Origin of the sequence: Acidovorax bellezanensis (genome assembly GCF_025421555.1) — a bacterium.
GTDB lineage: Bacteria > Pseudomonadota > Gammaproteobacteria > Burkholderiales > Burkholderiaceae_C > Comamonas > Comamonas bellezanensis.
Genome location: NZ_JAODYH010000004.1, coordinates 685,723 through 700,084, shown reverse-complemented (window position 1 = coordinate 700,084; position 14,362 = coordinate 685,723). Strand labels below are relative to the sequence as shown.

The following is a 14,362-nucleotide window of genomic DNA, read 5'->3' as shown; positions in this document are numbered from 1 at the left end:
AAAAAAACGGCTAACAACCGCGCATTATGTGGGATATCACCAGTCAACGCGGAAATTTCCATGAACATGCATGCGCAGAACCATCCCGCCACATGCGGCCTTGTCGGCGAACTGGCCGAGCCTGGCGCGCTTCGCCGCCAGATCACGCGCGCCTACCGGCGGCCCGAGCCCGAGGCTGTGGCGGACCTGCTGGCGCAAATCCCTAGGGATGCCGACCCGCGCGTGCAGGCCCTGGCCTTGCAACTGGCCGAGCGCCTGCGCGCACGCAAGAACGCCAGCGGCCGGGCGGGCCTGGTGCAAGGCCTGTTGCAGGAATATGCGCTGTCCTCGCAGGAAGGCGTGGCGCTGATGTGCCTGGCCGAAGCGCTGCTGCGCATTCCCGACGCCGCGACGCGCGATGCGCTGATCCGCGACAAGATCGCCAATGGCCAGTGGCAGTCGCACACGGGGCGCAGCCCTTCGGTGTTCGTCAATGCCGCGACCTGGGGGCTGCTCTTGACCGGCAAGCTGGTGGCCACGCACAGCGAAGCGTCGCTGGCGACGCAGCTCACGCGCCTGATCGGCAAGGGCGGCGAGCCCATGATCCGCAAGGGCGTGGACCTGGCCATGCGCATGATGGGCGAGCAGTTCGTCACCGGTGAAACCATTGCCGCCGCGCTGGACAACGCACGCAGCCTCGAAGCCCAGGGCTTTCGCTACTCCTACGACATGCTGGGCGAAGCCGCCATGACGGCCGAGGACGCGGACCGTTACCGCCATTCCTATGAGCAGGCCATCCATGCGATAGGCAAAGCCTCCCAGGGGCGCGGCGTCCATGAGGGGCCGGGCATTTCCATCAAGCTGTCGGCCCTGCACCCGCGCTACAGCCGCGCCCAGCACGGCCGCGTGATGGACGAGCTGTATCCGGTGGTGCGCAGTCTGGCACTGCTGGCCCGGCGCTACGACATCGGCCTGAACATCGACGCCGAGGAGGCGGACCGGCTGGAGCTGTCGCTGGATCTATTGGAAAAGCTCTGCTTCGAGCCGGCGCTGGCCGCCTGGAACGGCATCGGCTTCGTGATCCAGGCCTACCAGAAGCGCTGCCCGGCCGTCATCGCCTATCTCATCGACCTGGCCCGGCGCAGCCACCAGCGCCTGATGGTGCGCCTGGTCAAGGGCGCCTACTGGGACAGCGAGATCAAGCGCGCCCAGGTCGACGGCCAGGACGGCATCCCGGTCTATACGCGCAAGGTCTATACCGACCTGTCCTACCTGGCCTGCGCGCGCCAGCTGCTGGCGGCGCCACAGCAGATCTATCCGCAGTTCGCCACCCACAACGCCCACACCATGGCGGCGATCTACATGCTCGCCGACCCGGCCCGCTACTACAGCGGGCAGTACGAGTTCCAGTGCCTGCACGGCATGGGCGAGCCGCTGTACGAGCAGGTGGTCGGCCGCAGCGAGGACGGCAAGCTCGGTCGCCCCTGCCGCATCTATGCACCCGTGGGCACGCATGAGACGCTGCTCGCCTACCTGGTGCGGCGCCTGCTGGAAAACGGCGCCAATACCTCCTTCGTCAACCGCATCGCCGATCCCGGCATCTCTATCGCTGCGCTGGTGGAAGACCCGGTGCAAGCCGTCGCCCGCATGGCCGACGAGGAAGGCCAGCCGGGCCTGCCCCATCCGGCGATTGCCCAGCCCGCGGCGCTCTATGGCCAGGCGCGGCGCAATTCGCAAGGCCTGGACCTGTCGAACGAGCTGACGCTGCGCGCGCTGGAGGCCACGCTGCAGCAAGGCGCGGACATCCGCTGGAGCGCGGCCCCGCTGCTGGCCGCCGCGCCCACGGGCGAGAAGGCCGAGGCGATGCCGGTGCGCAATCCCGCCGACCAGCGCGATGTGGTGGGCGAAGTGCGCGCCGCCAATGACGCCGAGCTGGAAGCCGCCTTGGCCGCGGCCGCCGACTTCGCGCCGCGCTGGGCGGCTACCGCGGCCGAGGAACGTGCCAGCGCCCTGGAGCGCACGGCCGACCTGCTGCAGGAGGGCCTGCCCCAGCTGCTGGGCCTGCTGTCGCGTGAAGCTGGCAAGACTTACGCCAACGGCATCGCCGAAGTGCGCGAAGCCATCGATTTCCTGCGCTTTTATGCGGCCCAGGCGCGCGCCGACTTCGACCAGCGCACACACCAGCCGCTGGGTCCCGTGGTCTGCATCAGCCCCTGGAATTTTCCGCTGGCGATTTTTGTGGGCCAGATCGCCGCCGCCCTGGCCGCGGGCAACTGCGTGCTGGCCAAGCCCGCCGAGCAGACGCCGCTGGTCGCCGCCGAAGCCGTGCGCCTGCTGCACCAGGGCGGCGTGCCGCCGGCCGCCCTGCAGTTGCTGCCGGGGCGCGGCGCCACCGTGGGTGCGCGCCTGGTCGCCGATGCGCGCGTGCAGGCCGTGATGTTCACCGGTTCGACCGAAGTCGCGCGCCTGCTGCAAGCCACGCTGGCCGGGCGGCTCGGGCCCCACGGCGCTCCCGTGCCGCTGATTGCCGAGACGGGCGGCCAGAACGCCATGGTCGTGGACTCCTCGGCCCTGGTCGAGCAGGTGGTCGGCGACGTGCTGGCTTCGGCGTTCGACAGCGCGGGCCAGCGCTGCTCGGCATTGCGCGTGCTGTGCGTGCAAAACGACGTGGCCGATCGCCTGCTGCACATGCTGCGCGGCGCCATGGCCGAATTGACCGTGGGCAACCCGGCCTGGCTGCGCACGGACGTGGGGCCGGTGATCGACGCCACGGCGCGCGAGCGCATCGAGGCGCATATCACCGCCATGCGCTCGCGCGGGCGGCGCGTGCAACGCCTGGGCCGCTGCGCGCCCGAAGTGCGCCAGGGCGGCACCTACGTCGTGCCCACCTTGATCGAGCTGGACAGCATCAGTGAACTGCAGCGCGAAGTCTTTGGCCCGGTGTTGCACGTGGTGCGCTATGCGCGCCAGGACCTGGGCGCGCTGATGGCACAGATCCATGCCACGGGTTACGGCCTGACGCTGGGCCTGCACACCCGCATCGACGAGACCATCCAGCAGGTGGTCGCCAGCGCCCATGTGGGCAATATCTACGTCAACCGCAATATGGTGGGTGCCGTGGTGGGCGTGCAGCCTTTCGGCGGCGAAGGCCTGTCGGGCACGGGGCCCAAGGCCGGCGGCCCGCTGTACATGTACCGCCTGCTCGCGCGCGGCCCCGAGGATGTGCTGTTGCGCGCGGCGCATTGCGGCCTGCCGGGATCGGTGGAAGAGGGTGCTGCGGTCGCCGCCCCCTCCTTTGCGTCGCTGCTGTCCTGGCTGGAGCGCCAGGGCGAGCGCGAACTGCTGGCGCAGTGCCGGCAACTGGCCCAGAGCGCAGGCCAGCGCCGGGCGCGGCTGCTGGCCGGCCCCACGGGCGAGCGCAATGTCTATTCGCTGCACCCGCGTGAAGCCGCGCTGTGCCTGGCGCAGACCGACGCTGCGCGGCTGTTCCAACTGGCCGGCGCGCTGGCCGTGGGCTGCCGCGTGATCTGGCCGGTAGGCCCCGAGGCGCTGGCGCTGCGTGCGCGCCTGCCGCTGGACATTCAGGAAGCGATTGCGCTGGCCCAGGACTGGCAGGCGCCGGGCGTGGTGTTCGATGTGGCCCTGCACCAGGGCAGCCCAGCCGACCTGCTGGCCACGGCGGCCCTGCTGGCGCGGCGCGACGGCCCCATCGTCAACCTGCGCTGCTTTGCCCCCGGCAGCGCCGGCGCGCCGCTCGAAGCCCTGGTGATGGAGCGCGCGGTCAGCACGAATACCGCCGCAGCGGGCGGCAATGCGAGCTTGATGACGATTGCCTGAGAAATACCGGTGAATGATTCAGCGATACGGCCGAACTTCGAACAATCATTCGGTTTCGGTCGTTCCAAAATAAAAACCATTGAACAAGGAAATGACGCCATGAGTGCTCCATTGACAGCGAAGTCGCATCCCCGCCTGGCCTTCATCGGTGGCGGGCAGATGGCGTCGGCCATGGTAGCCGGCCTGTTGCGGGCCGGACAGGACCCGGCCTCCATCCTGGTCGTCGAGCCCACGCCGGCCCAGCGCGCCCACCTGGAGCAGACGCTGCAGGTCAGCACCGCTGCCTGCGCCGACGCGCGCCTGTCCGCCGCCGACGTGGTGGTCTGGGCCGTCAAGCCGCAGGTGCTGCGCCAGGCCGCCGACGCGGCGCGCGCGCATCTGGGCGCGGCCTTGCATGTCAGCATCGCCGCCGGCCTGTCTTTGCAGACGTTGAGCGACTGGCTGCACAGCCAGCGCGTGGTGCGGGCCATGCCCAACACGGCCGCGCTGGTGGGGGCGGGCGTCACGGGCATGGCCGCGGCCGAAGGCGTGTCGGCAGCGGACCGGCAACTGGCGGCGAGCGTGCTGGCTGCTACCGGCCATTGCTTTTGGGTGGACAGCGACGAACGCATCGATGCCGTGACGGCCGTCAGCGGCAGTGGGCCGGCCTATGTGTTTCACTTCCTCGAAGCTTTCCAGGCCGCGGCCCAGACCCTGGGCTTCGATACCGAGGCGGCGCGCGAACTGGTGCTGCGCACGGCCGCCGGAGCGGTTGCCCAAGCCCAGTTGGGCGAGCCTTTCGGCATGCTGCGCGCGCGCGTGACCTCCCCCCAGGGCACGACGGCCGCCGCGCTGAACTGCCTCGATGCCCAGGGCACGCCACAGGCCATGCAGGCTGCCGTGCGCGCCGCCTATGAGCGCGCGGCTGCCTTGTCGCTGGAACTTTCCGGGCAGACCGCATAAGCCCCAAAGTCCGGTGCCATCTCCGTTTTTACTGAAAATTGGATCCATAATTGGATTTGATTTAGTTTGCGCCCGTTTCGCATGACCTGCCACATGACAAAATCTTCTCTTCACGGCCTGCAGCGCTTGCGCTGCCTGGCCCCGCACGCCGCCCGGCAGCCCCGCCGGCTCGCCGCCGCTTTCCTGTCTGGCACGGCCAGTTCTTTCGCACGAGGCTGAACGTGACTCCATACCTCGCAGGTGAAACCCCCCAGCTCCCGGAAACCGTCTGGCGCCTGTCGTCGCCGCCGCTCGTTCCCTGTCAGCCCTTGCGCGGCCATGTCGAGGCCGACGTGGCCATCATCGGCGGCGGCTTCACGGGGCAGATGGCGGCCATCACCTTGCGCGAAGCCGGGCGCAGCGTGGTGCTGGTGGACGCGGCCGAGCCGGGCTGGGGCGCTTCAGGGCGCAACAACGGCCAGGTGATTCCGGGCTTCAAGTGGAACCCTGACGAAATCGTCGCTCGCTATGGTCCTCAGGCCGAGTTGCTGGTCGCCTGGGGCGGCGGCGCACCGGGCTTGGTGTTCGAGACCATTGGCAATTACGGGATCGACTGCAGTCCCGTGCAAAAAGGCTGGATCCAGCCGGCCTACACCGACATCGGCGCCGAGCAGATCGCGCGCCGCTGCGCGCAGTGGGCCCAGCGCGGCGCGGCCGTGGAAATGCTGGACGCGGCCCGACTGCCCGAGATGCTGGGCACGCCGATTTTCCAGGCGGGCTGGATCGACCACCGCGGCGGCAGCATCAATCCGCTGGCCTATGCTCGGGGACTGGCGAAGACGGCCATGGCATTGGGCGCGCAGGTCCATGCCCACACCACGGCCCTGTCCCTGCGCAAGCAGGGCGCCGGCTGGATCGTGGACTGCCTGGGCGGGGCGCGCATCGAAGCCAAACAGGTGATCGTGGCCACCGCGGCCTATGCCAGCGACATGGTGCCGGGCCTGGCCCGCTCCATGGTGCCGGTGCGCACCGCCCAGGTGGCGACCGCGCCGCTGTCCGAGCAGATGCTGCAAACCATACTGCCCGGTCGCCAGTGCGCTTCCGATACGCGCCGTCTGCTGACCTCGTTCCGGATCTCGCCCGACAACCGCCTGGTCATGGGCGGCTCGGGAGCGACCGCGACGCTGGACCATTCGTCCATCGTGCCGCGACTGCACGCCGCCGCTGCCGAAATGTGGGGCCACCTGGGGCCGCTGCAGTGGGAGTTGGCCTGGAGCGGCTTCTTCGCCGTCACCAACGACCATATGCCGCACATCCACGAATCCGCGGACGGCGTGATCTGTGCGCTGGGTTGCAATGGGCGCGGCATCGGCCTGTCCACCGCCATGGGCAAGCTGCTGGCCGAGCGCCTGCTGGGCATGGATGCGCGCGCCATGCCGCTGCAGCCGACGGCCATGCAGCCCTTTGCCTTTCACGCTTTTCGCGCAATGGGAGTGGCCGTGGCGACGCGTTACCACGGCCTGCGCGACAGGATAGACAAGGCGCGTTCGGCCTGAAGGCGGGCGGGACCCATCGGTTTTTGCGGATGACAAGACGCCCAGGCTTGCGCATAGTGAAAGATGCAGGAACTTCTTCGAAATACGAAACAAGTCACTGATTTCATCGCCCTAAGATTGCAAGCAAAGCTGCACCCGTTCTTCCATGTCTGTCGCCAAGAATTTTCTTCCGCCGTCTTGGACTGGCATTGCTGCCGGGACGCGGGTGATGGCCGTCGAACATGCCGCAGCACTGCCAAAGCATGTCTTTTTTGGGATCCAATCTGGGATTTCTCAGTGGATCCTTGAAGTGAAAAGTCTTGTAGCGGGTGGACGAGGTTCCCGCAACGCCAGCCATCGCGTGGTGATGGGCTGAAAAATTTTGCAAGAAAACAAGGAGCAAACGTGAGTACCAAATACCTGATCTCCGGCGGACGATTGTTGAACCCCCACCAGGACAGCCTGGGCCCGGTGGTGGATATTCTGGTGGCGGATGGTTTGATCCAGGAAGTTTCCGAATCCCGCATCCGCTGTCCCGACGCCGAAAAAATCGACGCCACGGGCCTGACGGTGATGCCCGGCCTGATCGATGCCCACGTTCATATTTTCATGAACGAAATGAATATCGCGGCGCTGGCCGGTGTGCCGCAAACCTATGCGGCGGCCAAATCCACCAAGGTAATCCGTGAAATGCTGCACCGGGGTTTCACCACGGTGCGCGATGTGGCGGGCGGCGATTACGGCATGCGCGATGCCGAGCAGGCCGGTTATATCGAGTCGCCGCGTTTATTCGTGGGCGGCAAGGCCATCAGCCAGACCGGTGGCCATGGGGATTTTCGCGGCCGGGCCGAAGCGGATTTTGGCTGCGCCTGCTGCACGGGGCTGGCGCTGTTCAGCACCCTGGCCGACGGCGTGCCCGAAGTCATCAAGGCCACGCGCGAGCAGCTGCGCCAGGGCGCGGACCATATCAAGATCATGCTCAGCGGCGGCGTGGCTTCGCCCAATGACCCGCTGGACAGCATCCAGTACCGCAACGACGAAATGCAGGCCTGCGTGGAAGAGGCCGAGCGCTGGGGCTCGTATGTGTGTGCACACGCTTACTCCGACGTGGCGATTCGCCGCGCCGTGGTCAACGGCATCCGCACCATCGAACACGGCAACTTCGTCAGCGCGGAAACCGCCGCCATGATGGCGGAGCGCGGCACCTTCGTCGTGCCCACGCCCATCGTGCATGAAGCCAACCACCGGCTCGGCGCGGCTTCCGGTAAATCGCCGTCGAGCATGGAGAAAAACGAGCGCGTGCGCGTGGCGGGCATCAATGCCTTGAGCGTCTATAAAGCCGCGGGCGTGCAGATTGGTTTTGGCACCGATTTGTCCATGCATACGCAGAGTTTCCAGACCGAGGCCTTGCGCCTCACGGCCAGCGTGCTGGGCAATGCGGATGTGATTCGCTCGGCCACTGTGGTCAACGCCAAAATCCTGCGCCAGGAAAAGAAGCTCGGCGAAATCGTGCCGGGCGCGCATGCCGATTTGTTGATCGTCGATGGCGATCCTTATGCCGATATTTCCGTGCTCGTGGAAGCGGATTCAAAAATCATCGCCGGGATGAAGGCAGGCGCATTTTTCAAGCGCCAGTCCAGTCTGTAATTTCAGTCAGTCGATTTATTAAAACCACTCAGGAGACATCGATGATCAAAGCAGTTTTGGCGGCGCTGGCAGTCGCCATCAGCGGACATGCGGCAGCGCAATATCCCGCCAAGCCCATACGGGTGATTGTTCCGTTTGCACCGGGCAGTGCCACGGATCTGCTGGGGCGCGTGGTGGCCCAGGGCCTGTCGGACAAATTGGGGCAGCCCGTGATCATCGAGCCCAAGCCGGGCGCGGGCACGTCGATTGGCGCGCAGGCCGTGGAGAAAAGCCCGGCCGACGGCTACACCATCCTGCTGGGAACGAATGCGACCTTCGCGCTCAACAGCATCCTCTACCAGAAGCTGCCCTACGACCCCCAGTCGTTCAGCTTCATCGCCGCCACCGGCGCCATGCCCAGCTATCTGCTGGTGTCGTCGGCGTCGAAGTACAAGACCTTCGCGGACTTCATCAAGGCGGCCAAGGACAAGCCCGGCACGGTGACTTATGCCTCCTCGGGCGTGGGCTCGACCGGCGACATGGCGGGCAAGCTGCTGGCCCATGCCGCGGGCGTGGAGTTGCTGCATATCCCGTTCAAGGACGGCCCCATGGCCTTGACGGCCACCATGGGCGGCGATGTCGAAGGCATTTTCTACACCTCGATCGCGTCCATGCCGCTGATCAATGCCGGCAAGATCCGCGCGCTGGCGGTCACCACCGACAAGCGCACGGTGGAGCTGCCGCGCGTGCCGACCATTGCCGAATCGGGTTTCCCCAACTTCAACCTGTCGGGCTGGACGGTGCTGGCCGTGTCCAACAAGACGCCGCCGGCCATCGTCCACAAGCTCACCGAGGCGATGCAAAGCCTGTACGCCAATCCGGCCTACCAGCAAAAGATCGAGGCCCTGGGCCTGGTGCCGCAGAAGATGACGGGCAAGGAGCTCGACAACTTCATCGCCAAGGAGCGCGCCAGCATGCAGGAAGTGGCCAAGGCCGCGAACATCAAACCGGAGTGAGCCATGGTCCAGAACCACTCCATGCAAACCAGGGCCGGGGGGCTGAGGCGGCGTGAGCTGCTGCTGGCATCCTTTGCCGCCCTCTGGGGCCAAGGCGCGACGGCGCAGATGCTGGCGGGCCGGTCGCTGCTCATTGCCTCGGCCACCGAGCCCAGCTCGTTCGATCCGCATTTCCAGTACTTCGGTCCCAACCGCCAGGCCCATATGCCGGTGTTCGAGCCGCTGGCCATGTTCGGTCCCCAACTGGAACTCCAGCCCGCGCTGGCCGCATCCTGGCGCGCCACGGGGGCCGATACCTGGGACATCGCCTTGCGTCCGGACGTGCTGTTCCACGACGGCACGTCCTTCACGGCCGACGATGTGATCTTCTCGCTGGCCCGGGCCACGGCCATGCCCCACAGTCCGTCTTCGATGGGGGTGTACACCCAGGCGATCGCGAAGATCTGGGCGCTGGACGATCTCACGCTGCGCGTGCAGACCAAGGGCCCGGCGCCGCTGCTGATCCATGATCTGGCGAACATCCCCATGTTGTCCAGGCGCGTCTCGGGCAAGGCCAGCACGGCGGACTTCGATGCGGGTGTGGGCGTGGTGGGCACCGGGCCGTTCCGCTTCGTCGCCTGGAACAAGGGCAGCAGCATTCGCTATGCCGCGTTTGACAAGCACTGGGCCGGGCGCTTTCCCTGGAGCAGTGTCGAAGTGCGGCTGCAGGCGGACGGCAACGAACGCGTCAAGGCCTTGCTTGCGGGCCAGGCCCAGCTCATCGACCAGGTGCCGCCGGCGCGCATCGCGGATCTGCGTGCCGCGCCCGGGCTGACCTTGTCGGAGACCGCCAGCAATTTCCTGCTGTTCCTGCACATGGACCAGGCCCGGGCCATGACGCCTTACATCACGGACAAGCAGGGCCAGGCCATCGCCAATCCGCTGCGCGACGTGCGGGTGCGCAAGGCCTTGTCCATGGCCATCGACCGCGAGGCCCTGGTGAGAAGCATTCTGCAAGGCTCGGCCACGCCTGCCGCGCAGTTGCTGCCGGCGTCCTTTGCGGGCACGCTGCAAGACCTGAAAGCGACGCCCCATGACCCGGGAGCGGCCATGGAACTGCTCAAGGCCGCGGGCTACCCCGACGGCTTCCGTCTGGTGATGCATGGCACCAAGGGCCGCTACGTCAACGACGAAGCGGTGCTGCAGGCCATGGCCGCGGGCTTGAAGTTGGTGGGCATTGACGCCGTGGCGGTGTCCCTGCCGTCCAACGAGTTCTTTGCGCGCGCGTCCAGCGGCAGCCGGGGCGAGCCGGAGTTCAGCGTCATCCAGGTGGGCTGGGCTTCGGTCGAACCTTCGGGCGCCTTGAAAGGGCTGCTGGCGACGTCGGACAAGAAGTCGGGCGCGGGCTCATCGAACCGCGGTCGCTACAGCAACCCGGCGATGGATGCCGTGCTGCAAAAAGCGGTGCGCACCGTGGATGCCGGCGCACGCGCACAGCTGCTGCAACAGGCGACGCGCATGGCCGTGGTGGATGACCAGGGGATTATTCCCTTGTACTACCCCAACAACATCTGGGCCAGCCAGGCCAAAGTGAAATATGCGGCGCGGGTGGATAGCAGCACCTTCCCCATGGACGCTGCACTGGCTTGAAGGATTACCCTTTTTTGGAATGAATCACATCATTTGATGGATCCAATTTTGGATTCTTCCATGGTATTGCAATCGCTTCTGTTCATAAAAACGCTCTGGAGATACCAAGATGAAACGCTCTGTTCTGTGCCTGGCTGTGTTGTGTGCGCTGGTCGGCGAGGCTTCGGCCCAATCGAACGTCAATATGTTCGGCATCGTCGATGCCGGTGTGCGCTATGTCAAAAATGGCAGCAATTCGGCGACGCAGCTGGCTTCGGGCGGCATTGCGGCCAGCCGTTTGGGCATCCGCGGCTCGGAAGATCTGGGCGGCGGCCTGTCGGCCAGTTTCTGGCTGGAAAGCCAGATCAATGCCGACACCGGTGAAGTGATTGGCAAGTTCTGGGGGCGCCGCTCCACCTTGAGCTTGACCGGCGGCTTTGGTGAAATCCGCATGGGCCGCGATTTCACACCCGTTTACCGCGTGGCGACGCTGTTGTCCGATCCGTTTGGCAACTCCGGCATGCCGGCCATCGATTCCATTTTCTCCACGGCCAAGATCAATGGCGTGGCTTACAGCACGCATTACCGGCTGGACAACTCGGTCACCTATTTCCTGCCGAACAGCTTGGGCGGTGTGTACGGCCAAGCCACGGTGGCGCCGCGCGAAGGTGTGGACGGTGCGGGCCATACGGGCGGCCTGCTGGGCTACAAGTCGGGGCCGCTGGATGTGGGCGTGGCCTACGGCCAGACCAAGGTCGCGGTGGGTTCGGTGAAAACCGCGGCCTTGGCGGGCAATTACGACTTCGGCGCGTTCAGGCTCTACGCGGGCTGGTCGCAGCTCAAATACACCAGCGCCACGGAGAACCGCTACAACCTGGGCGCGTTGGTGCCCATGGGCCAGGGCACGCTGAAAGTGAACCTGGCCCAGTCGATTGGCAAGGGCGGCCTGTACCAGGTCGATGGCATGGACAACAAGGCCAGCAAGATTGCCGTGGGTTATGCCTATGACCTGTCCAAACGCACGGCCCTGTACACCAATCTGGCCTATATCAAGAACAAGGGGGGCGCGGAGTTTGTCGTCGCACCCGGCCCGGTGATGAATGGCCGCACATCCAAAGGTGTGGATTTCGGTATCCGCCACAACTTCTGAGCGCGCTGCGTGATGCACCCGACGTCGCTGCTGCGGCTGTCGGGTGCGTGTGTTCATGGTTTTTTGTATTCGTTATTTCTGAGAGATGGGGTTTGTATGGCGGCAAAAGTTGGAAGAGTCGATCATCCGGTGGTGGCAGTGCATCAGCTGGAGCCTACGCGCGTGCAGTACAAGAAGCTGGGCTTTGTGGTGCCGCCGACGGGTTACCACCGCGAATGGGGCACGGCCAATGTGTGCATCATGTTTGCCGAGGACTACCTGGAGATCCGGGGCGTGGGCGACCCGCACAAATTCCTCGCCGGGCTGGACAAGTTTCTGGTCCACGGCGAAGGCCTGTGCGGCGTGGCTTTCAATTCCAGGAATGCGGACGAAAGCTATGCCGAGGCCATCGCCACCGGCGTGGGCATCGAGCTGCCCAAGCACTTGAACCGCCAACTGGTGCTGGAAGACAAGACGCTGGACCTGCATTTCAAGACCGTGATGCTGGCCCACGACCTGTACCCGGGCCTGACCCATGCCAACCTGTGCGAACACCTGACACCCGAGGCCTTGCGCCAGCCGGGCTGGCTGGACCACCCGAATGGCGTGATTTCCTTTGGCCGGCTGGTGGGCGTGGTGCGTGATTTCGACGCGGCCCAGGCCGCCTACACGCGGCTGCTGGGCGCGCACAACGTCAAGCGTGAAGCCGATCGCATTTTCCTGGACTTTGGCGAAGGAGCCGATGTGGAGCTGATTGCCCCGGAGGAAGCCGAGCGCCGGGGCGATGCCCAGCCCGTGCGCGGCGATTACATGGCGGCGGCGACGCTGTTGGTCAAGGACATCGCGACCACCGAAAAGTGGTTTGCCGACAACGCCATCCGTTATCGCCAGGTCGACGGCCAACTGGCCGTAGCGCCTGCGGATGCCTGCGGTGCGCACCTGTATTTCCAGCAGGCCTGATGTTCCATTGTTGCGAGTGATCTGACCATGCCTGTCATCCGAGTCGAACTTTCCGCTGGCCGCAGCCAGGAGCAAAAGCAAAAAGTGGTGACCGACGTCACCCGGTCCCTGGTGGCGCACTGCGGCTGCACGCCCGAATCCGTGCACGTGGTGTTTGTCGATGTCCAGGCCTCGGACTGGGCCGTGGGTGGGGCGTTCCTGGGCCCGCCCAAGTCCTAGTCGTCCAGCGGCCTCGCCGGAGGCTGCATTTCACCGCATCCCTTGTGGCATCCGCTTTCCGGTGCTGGTGAAAACCTGGGGGGTGTCGCCCGGTTCAGTGGAGTCCCATCGCGGCGCGGGACGGCGGTGGATGGGGAAGTCAAAGCCAAGGTTTTTCCGTCCGTCCTCAAGGCCGCTGGGAAGCGGATGGGGTGGGAAGGCTGTTGCGGCCGGGCTTGGCTGGAAGGCTCAGGAGCGCAGCTGCTGCTGGCGCCAGGCGCTGGGGCTTTGCTGGAAATGCTTGCTGAACCAGCGGGTGAACGAGCTGTTTTCCATGAAGCCGGACAGGGCGGCGGCTTCGCTGACCGAGAGATCGGGATTTTTCAGGGCGCGAATCGCGGCTTGGCTGCGCACGGCGTCCAGGGTCTCCTGGAAGCTGGTCTGGCTGTTTTCCAGCTGGCGCTGCAGCGAGCGCGAAGTGCAGCCCAGCGCGCCGGCGACCTGGGCGATGCTGTGGCGCCCGTGTGGCAGCAAGGACTGGATGGTGCTGTGCACTTGTTGTTCGACGGAGCGCGCCGATGGGCGCGGCGCGTGCACGTCGATCAGCTGGCGGGCGTGGTCTTCCATGCGGCTGTCGTGCTCGGGGTCGAGGCGTTGCAAATCCTGGTTGCTGACCACGATGCCGTCAAAGTCCGAGGCGAAGACGGTGTCGCAGCCGAGCACGCGCCGGTGGTGGGCCGAGCTGGCCGGAGGGGCGTGCGTGAAGTGCACGCCCATCGGGTTCCAGTCCTTGCCGAGCTGGTGGCGGCACAGGCTCAGCAAGGCCGTGATGCCCAGCTCCATGGGGTGACGCCCGGGCGTGTCGCGCTCGGTATGCAGCTGCAGCTGGATGATGGAAATCCGCTCCTGCACCACGATTTCCGTGGTGATGGTGCTGCTGATCAGGTGCTGGTAGTCCTTGAGCGTGCGCATCAGCGTGGCCAGGCTGGCCTGGTGCTGCAGCAGCAGACTGATCTGGCCGAAGTCCGACAGGCGCCAGCGCGATCCCATGAGCAGACCCAGCGCCGCGCCGCTGGTCTGCGCGGACGAAGTTTCCAGCAGCTGGGCGAAAGCGGTCTCCGGCACCAGCAGATCGGGGGAGTTCAGGCAGATCTGGTCCAGGCCGGCCTGCCTGAGCATGCGCAGAGGGTCCATGCCCAGCTCTTGCACGACGTTGGCGTACTTGCTCAGGCTGATGCTTCGAATGCGGGGCGTCATGGCGGCGGGTGCAAATTTATACGCTCAGGCGTGAGCACTTCATACGCCGGCCAAGGCCAGCGTCGAGCGGAAAGCGTGAGGTATATCAAGTCGGAATGCCGGGGTCAATGGTATTAGCCCGGGGGTGCTTGGCAGCGCCATGCGTAAAGACCCGCTCAGGGTTTTCCCGTCGTAGCGTGAGTGGGCAAGAGCCTGTCGCAATCGGTCAAGTGGCTTGTGGGGCGCCGCTCCGAGAATTCCGCCCAAGCAGCAGACATTCCAGCCAGGCTGGGATGAACCTGTACAGGTGAAATTCA

11 protein-coding genes are annotated in these 14,362 nt (G+C 65.7%); 10 read left to right on the top strand and 1 reads right to left on the bottom strand.

Going from position 1 to position 14,362, the window contains the following annotated elements:
- The first annotated feature begins 60 nt into the window (after positions 1-60).
- The 10 genes from putA (at position 61) to N0K08_RS11370 (ending at position 12,830) form a co-directional block, all read left to right on the top strand.
- Positions 61-3,816 carry a trifunctional transcriptional regulator/proline dehydrogenase/L-glutamate gamma-semialdehyde dehydrogenase gene (gene putA, locus N0K08_RS11415; protein WP_408642941.1) on the top strand — a complete coding sequence of 1,252 codons (3,756 nt, stop codon included), beginning with the start codon at positions 61-63 and terminating at the stop codon, positions 3,814-3,816.
- 99 nt (positions 3,817-3,915) lie between these two features.
- A complete protein-coding gene (gene proC, locus N0K08_RS11410) occupies positions 3,916-4,758 on the top strand; it encodes a pyrroline-5-carboxylate reductase (RefSeq protein ID WP_261500455.1) in 843 nt (280 codons plus the stop codon).
- 221 nt (positions 4,759-4,979) lie between these two features.
- Positions 4,980-6,293: an NAD(P)/FAD-dependent oxidoreductase gene (locus N0K08_RS11405; protein ID WP_261500454.1), complete on the top strand. Its 1,314-nt coding sequence runs from the start codon at positions 4,980-4,982 to the stop codon at positions 6,291-6,293.
- A gap of 145 nt (positions 6,294-6,438) precedes the next feature.
- On the top strand, positions 6,439-6,648 hold the full coding sequence (locus tag N0K08_RS11400) for a hypothetical protein (RefSeq protein WP_261500453.1): 210 nt from the start codon (positions 6,439-6,441) through the stop codon (positions 6,646-6,648).
- 29 nt (positions 6,649-6,677) lie between these two features.
- Positions 6,678-7,919, top strand: a complete 1,242-nt coding sequence (locus N0K08_RS11395) for a metal-dependent hydrolase family protein (RefSeq protein ID WP_261500452.1) — start codon at positions 6,678-6,680, stop codon at positions 7,917-7,919.
- A 41-nt stretch (positions 7,920-7,960) separates the two neighbouring features.
- Positions 7,961-8,914, top strand: a complete 954-nt coding sequence (locus tag N0K08_RS11390; protein WP_261500451.1) for a Bug family tripartite tricarboxylate transporter substrate binding protein — start codon at positions 7,961-7,963, stop codon at positions 8,912-8,914.
- A gap of 3 nt (positions 8,915-8,917) precedes the next feature.
- A complete protein-coding gene (locus tag N0K08_RS11385; RefSeq protein ID WP_261500450.1) occupies positions 8,918-10,543 on the top strand; it encodes an ABC transporter substrate-binding protein in 1,626 nt (541 codons plus the stop codon).
- Positions 10,544-10,652: 109 nt separating this feature from the next.
- Positions 10,653-11,672: a porin gene (locus tag N0K08_RS11380; protein ID WP_261500449.1), complete on the top strand. Its 1,020-nt coding sequence runs from the start codon at positions 10,653-10,655 to the stop codon at positions 11,670-11,672.
- 96 nt (positions 11,673-11,768) lie between these two features.
- Complete coding sequence (locus N0K08_RS11375; RefSeq protein ID WP_261500448.1) at positions 11,769-12,611, top strand: VOC family protein; 843 nt, start codon at positions 11,769-11,771, stop codon at positions 12,609-12,611.
- A gap of 27 nt (positions 12,612-12,638) precedes the next feature.
- Positions 12,639-12,830 carry a tautomerase family protein gene (locus tag N0K08_RS11370; protein WP_261500447.1) on the top strand — a complete coding sequence of 64 codons (192 nt, stop codon included), beginning with the start codon at positions 12,639-12,641 and terminating at the stop codon, positions 12,828-12,830.
- A 228-nt stretch (positions 12,831-13,058) separates the two neighbouring features.
- Here the strand turns inward: N0K08_RS11370 and N0K08_RS11365 are convergent, their stop codons facing one another.
- Positions 13,059-14,066, bottom strand: a complete 1,008-nt coding sequence (locus N0K08_RS11365; protein ID WP_261500446.1) for an AraC family transcriptional regulator — start codon at positions 14,064-14,066, stop codon at positions 13,059-13,061.
- Positions 14,067-14,362: the final 296 nt, after the last annotated feature.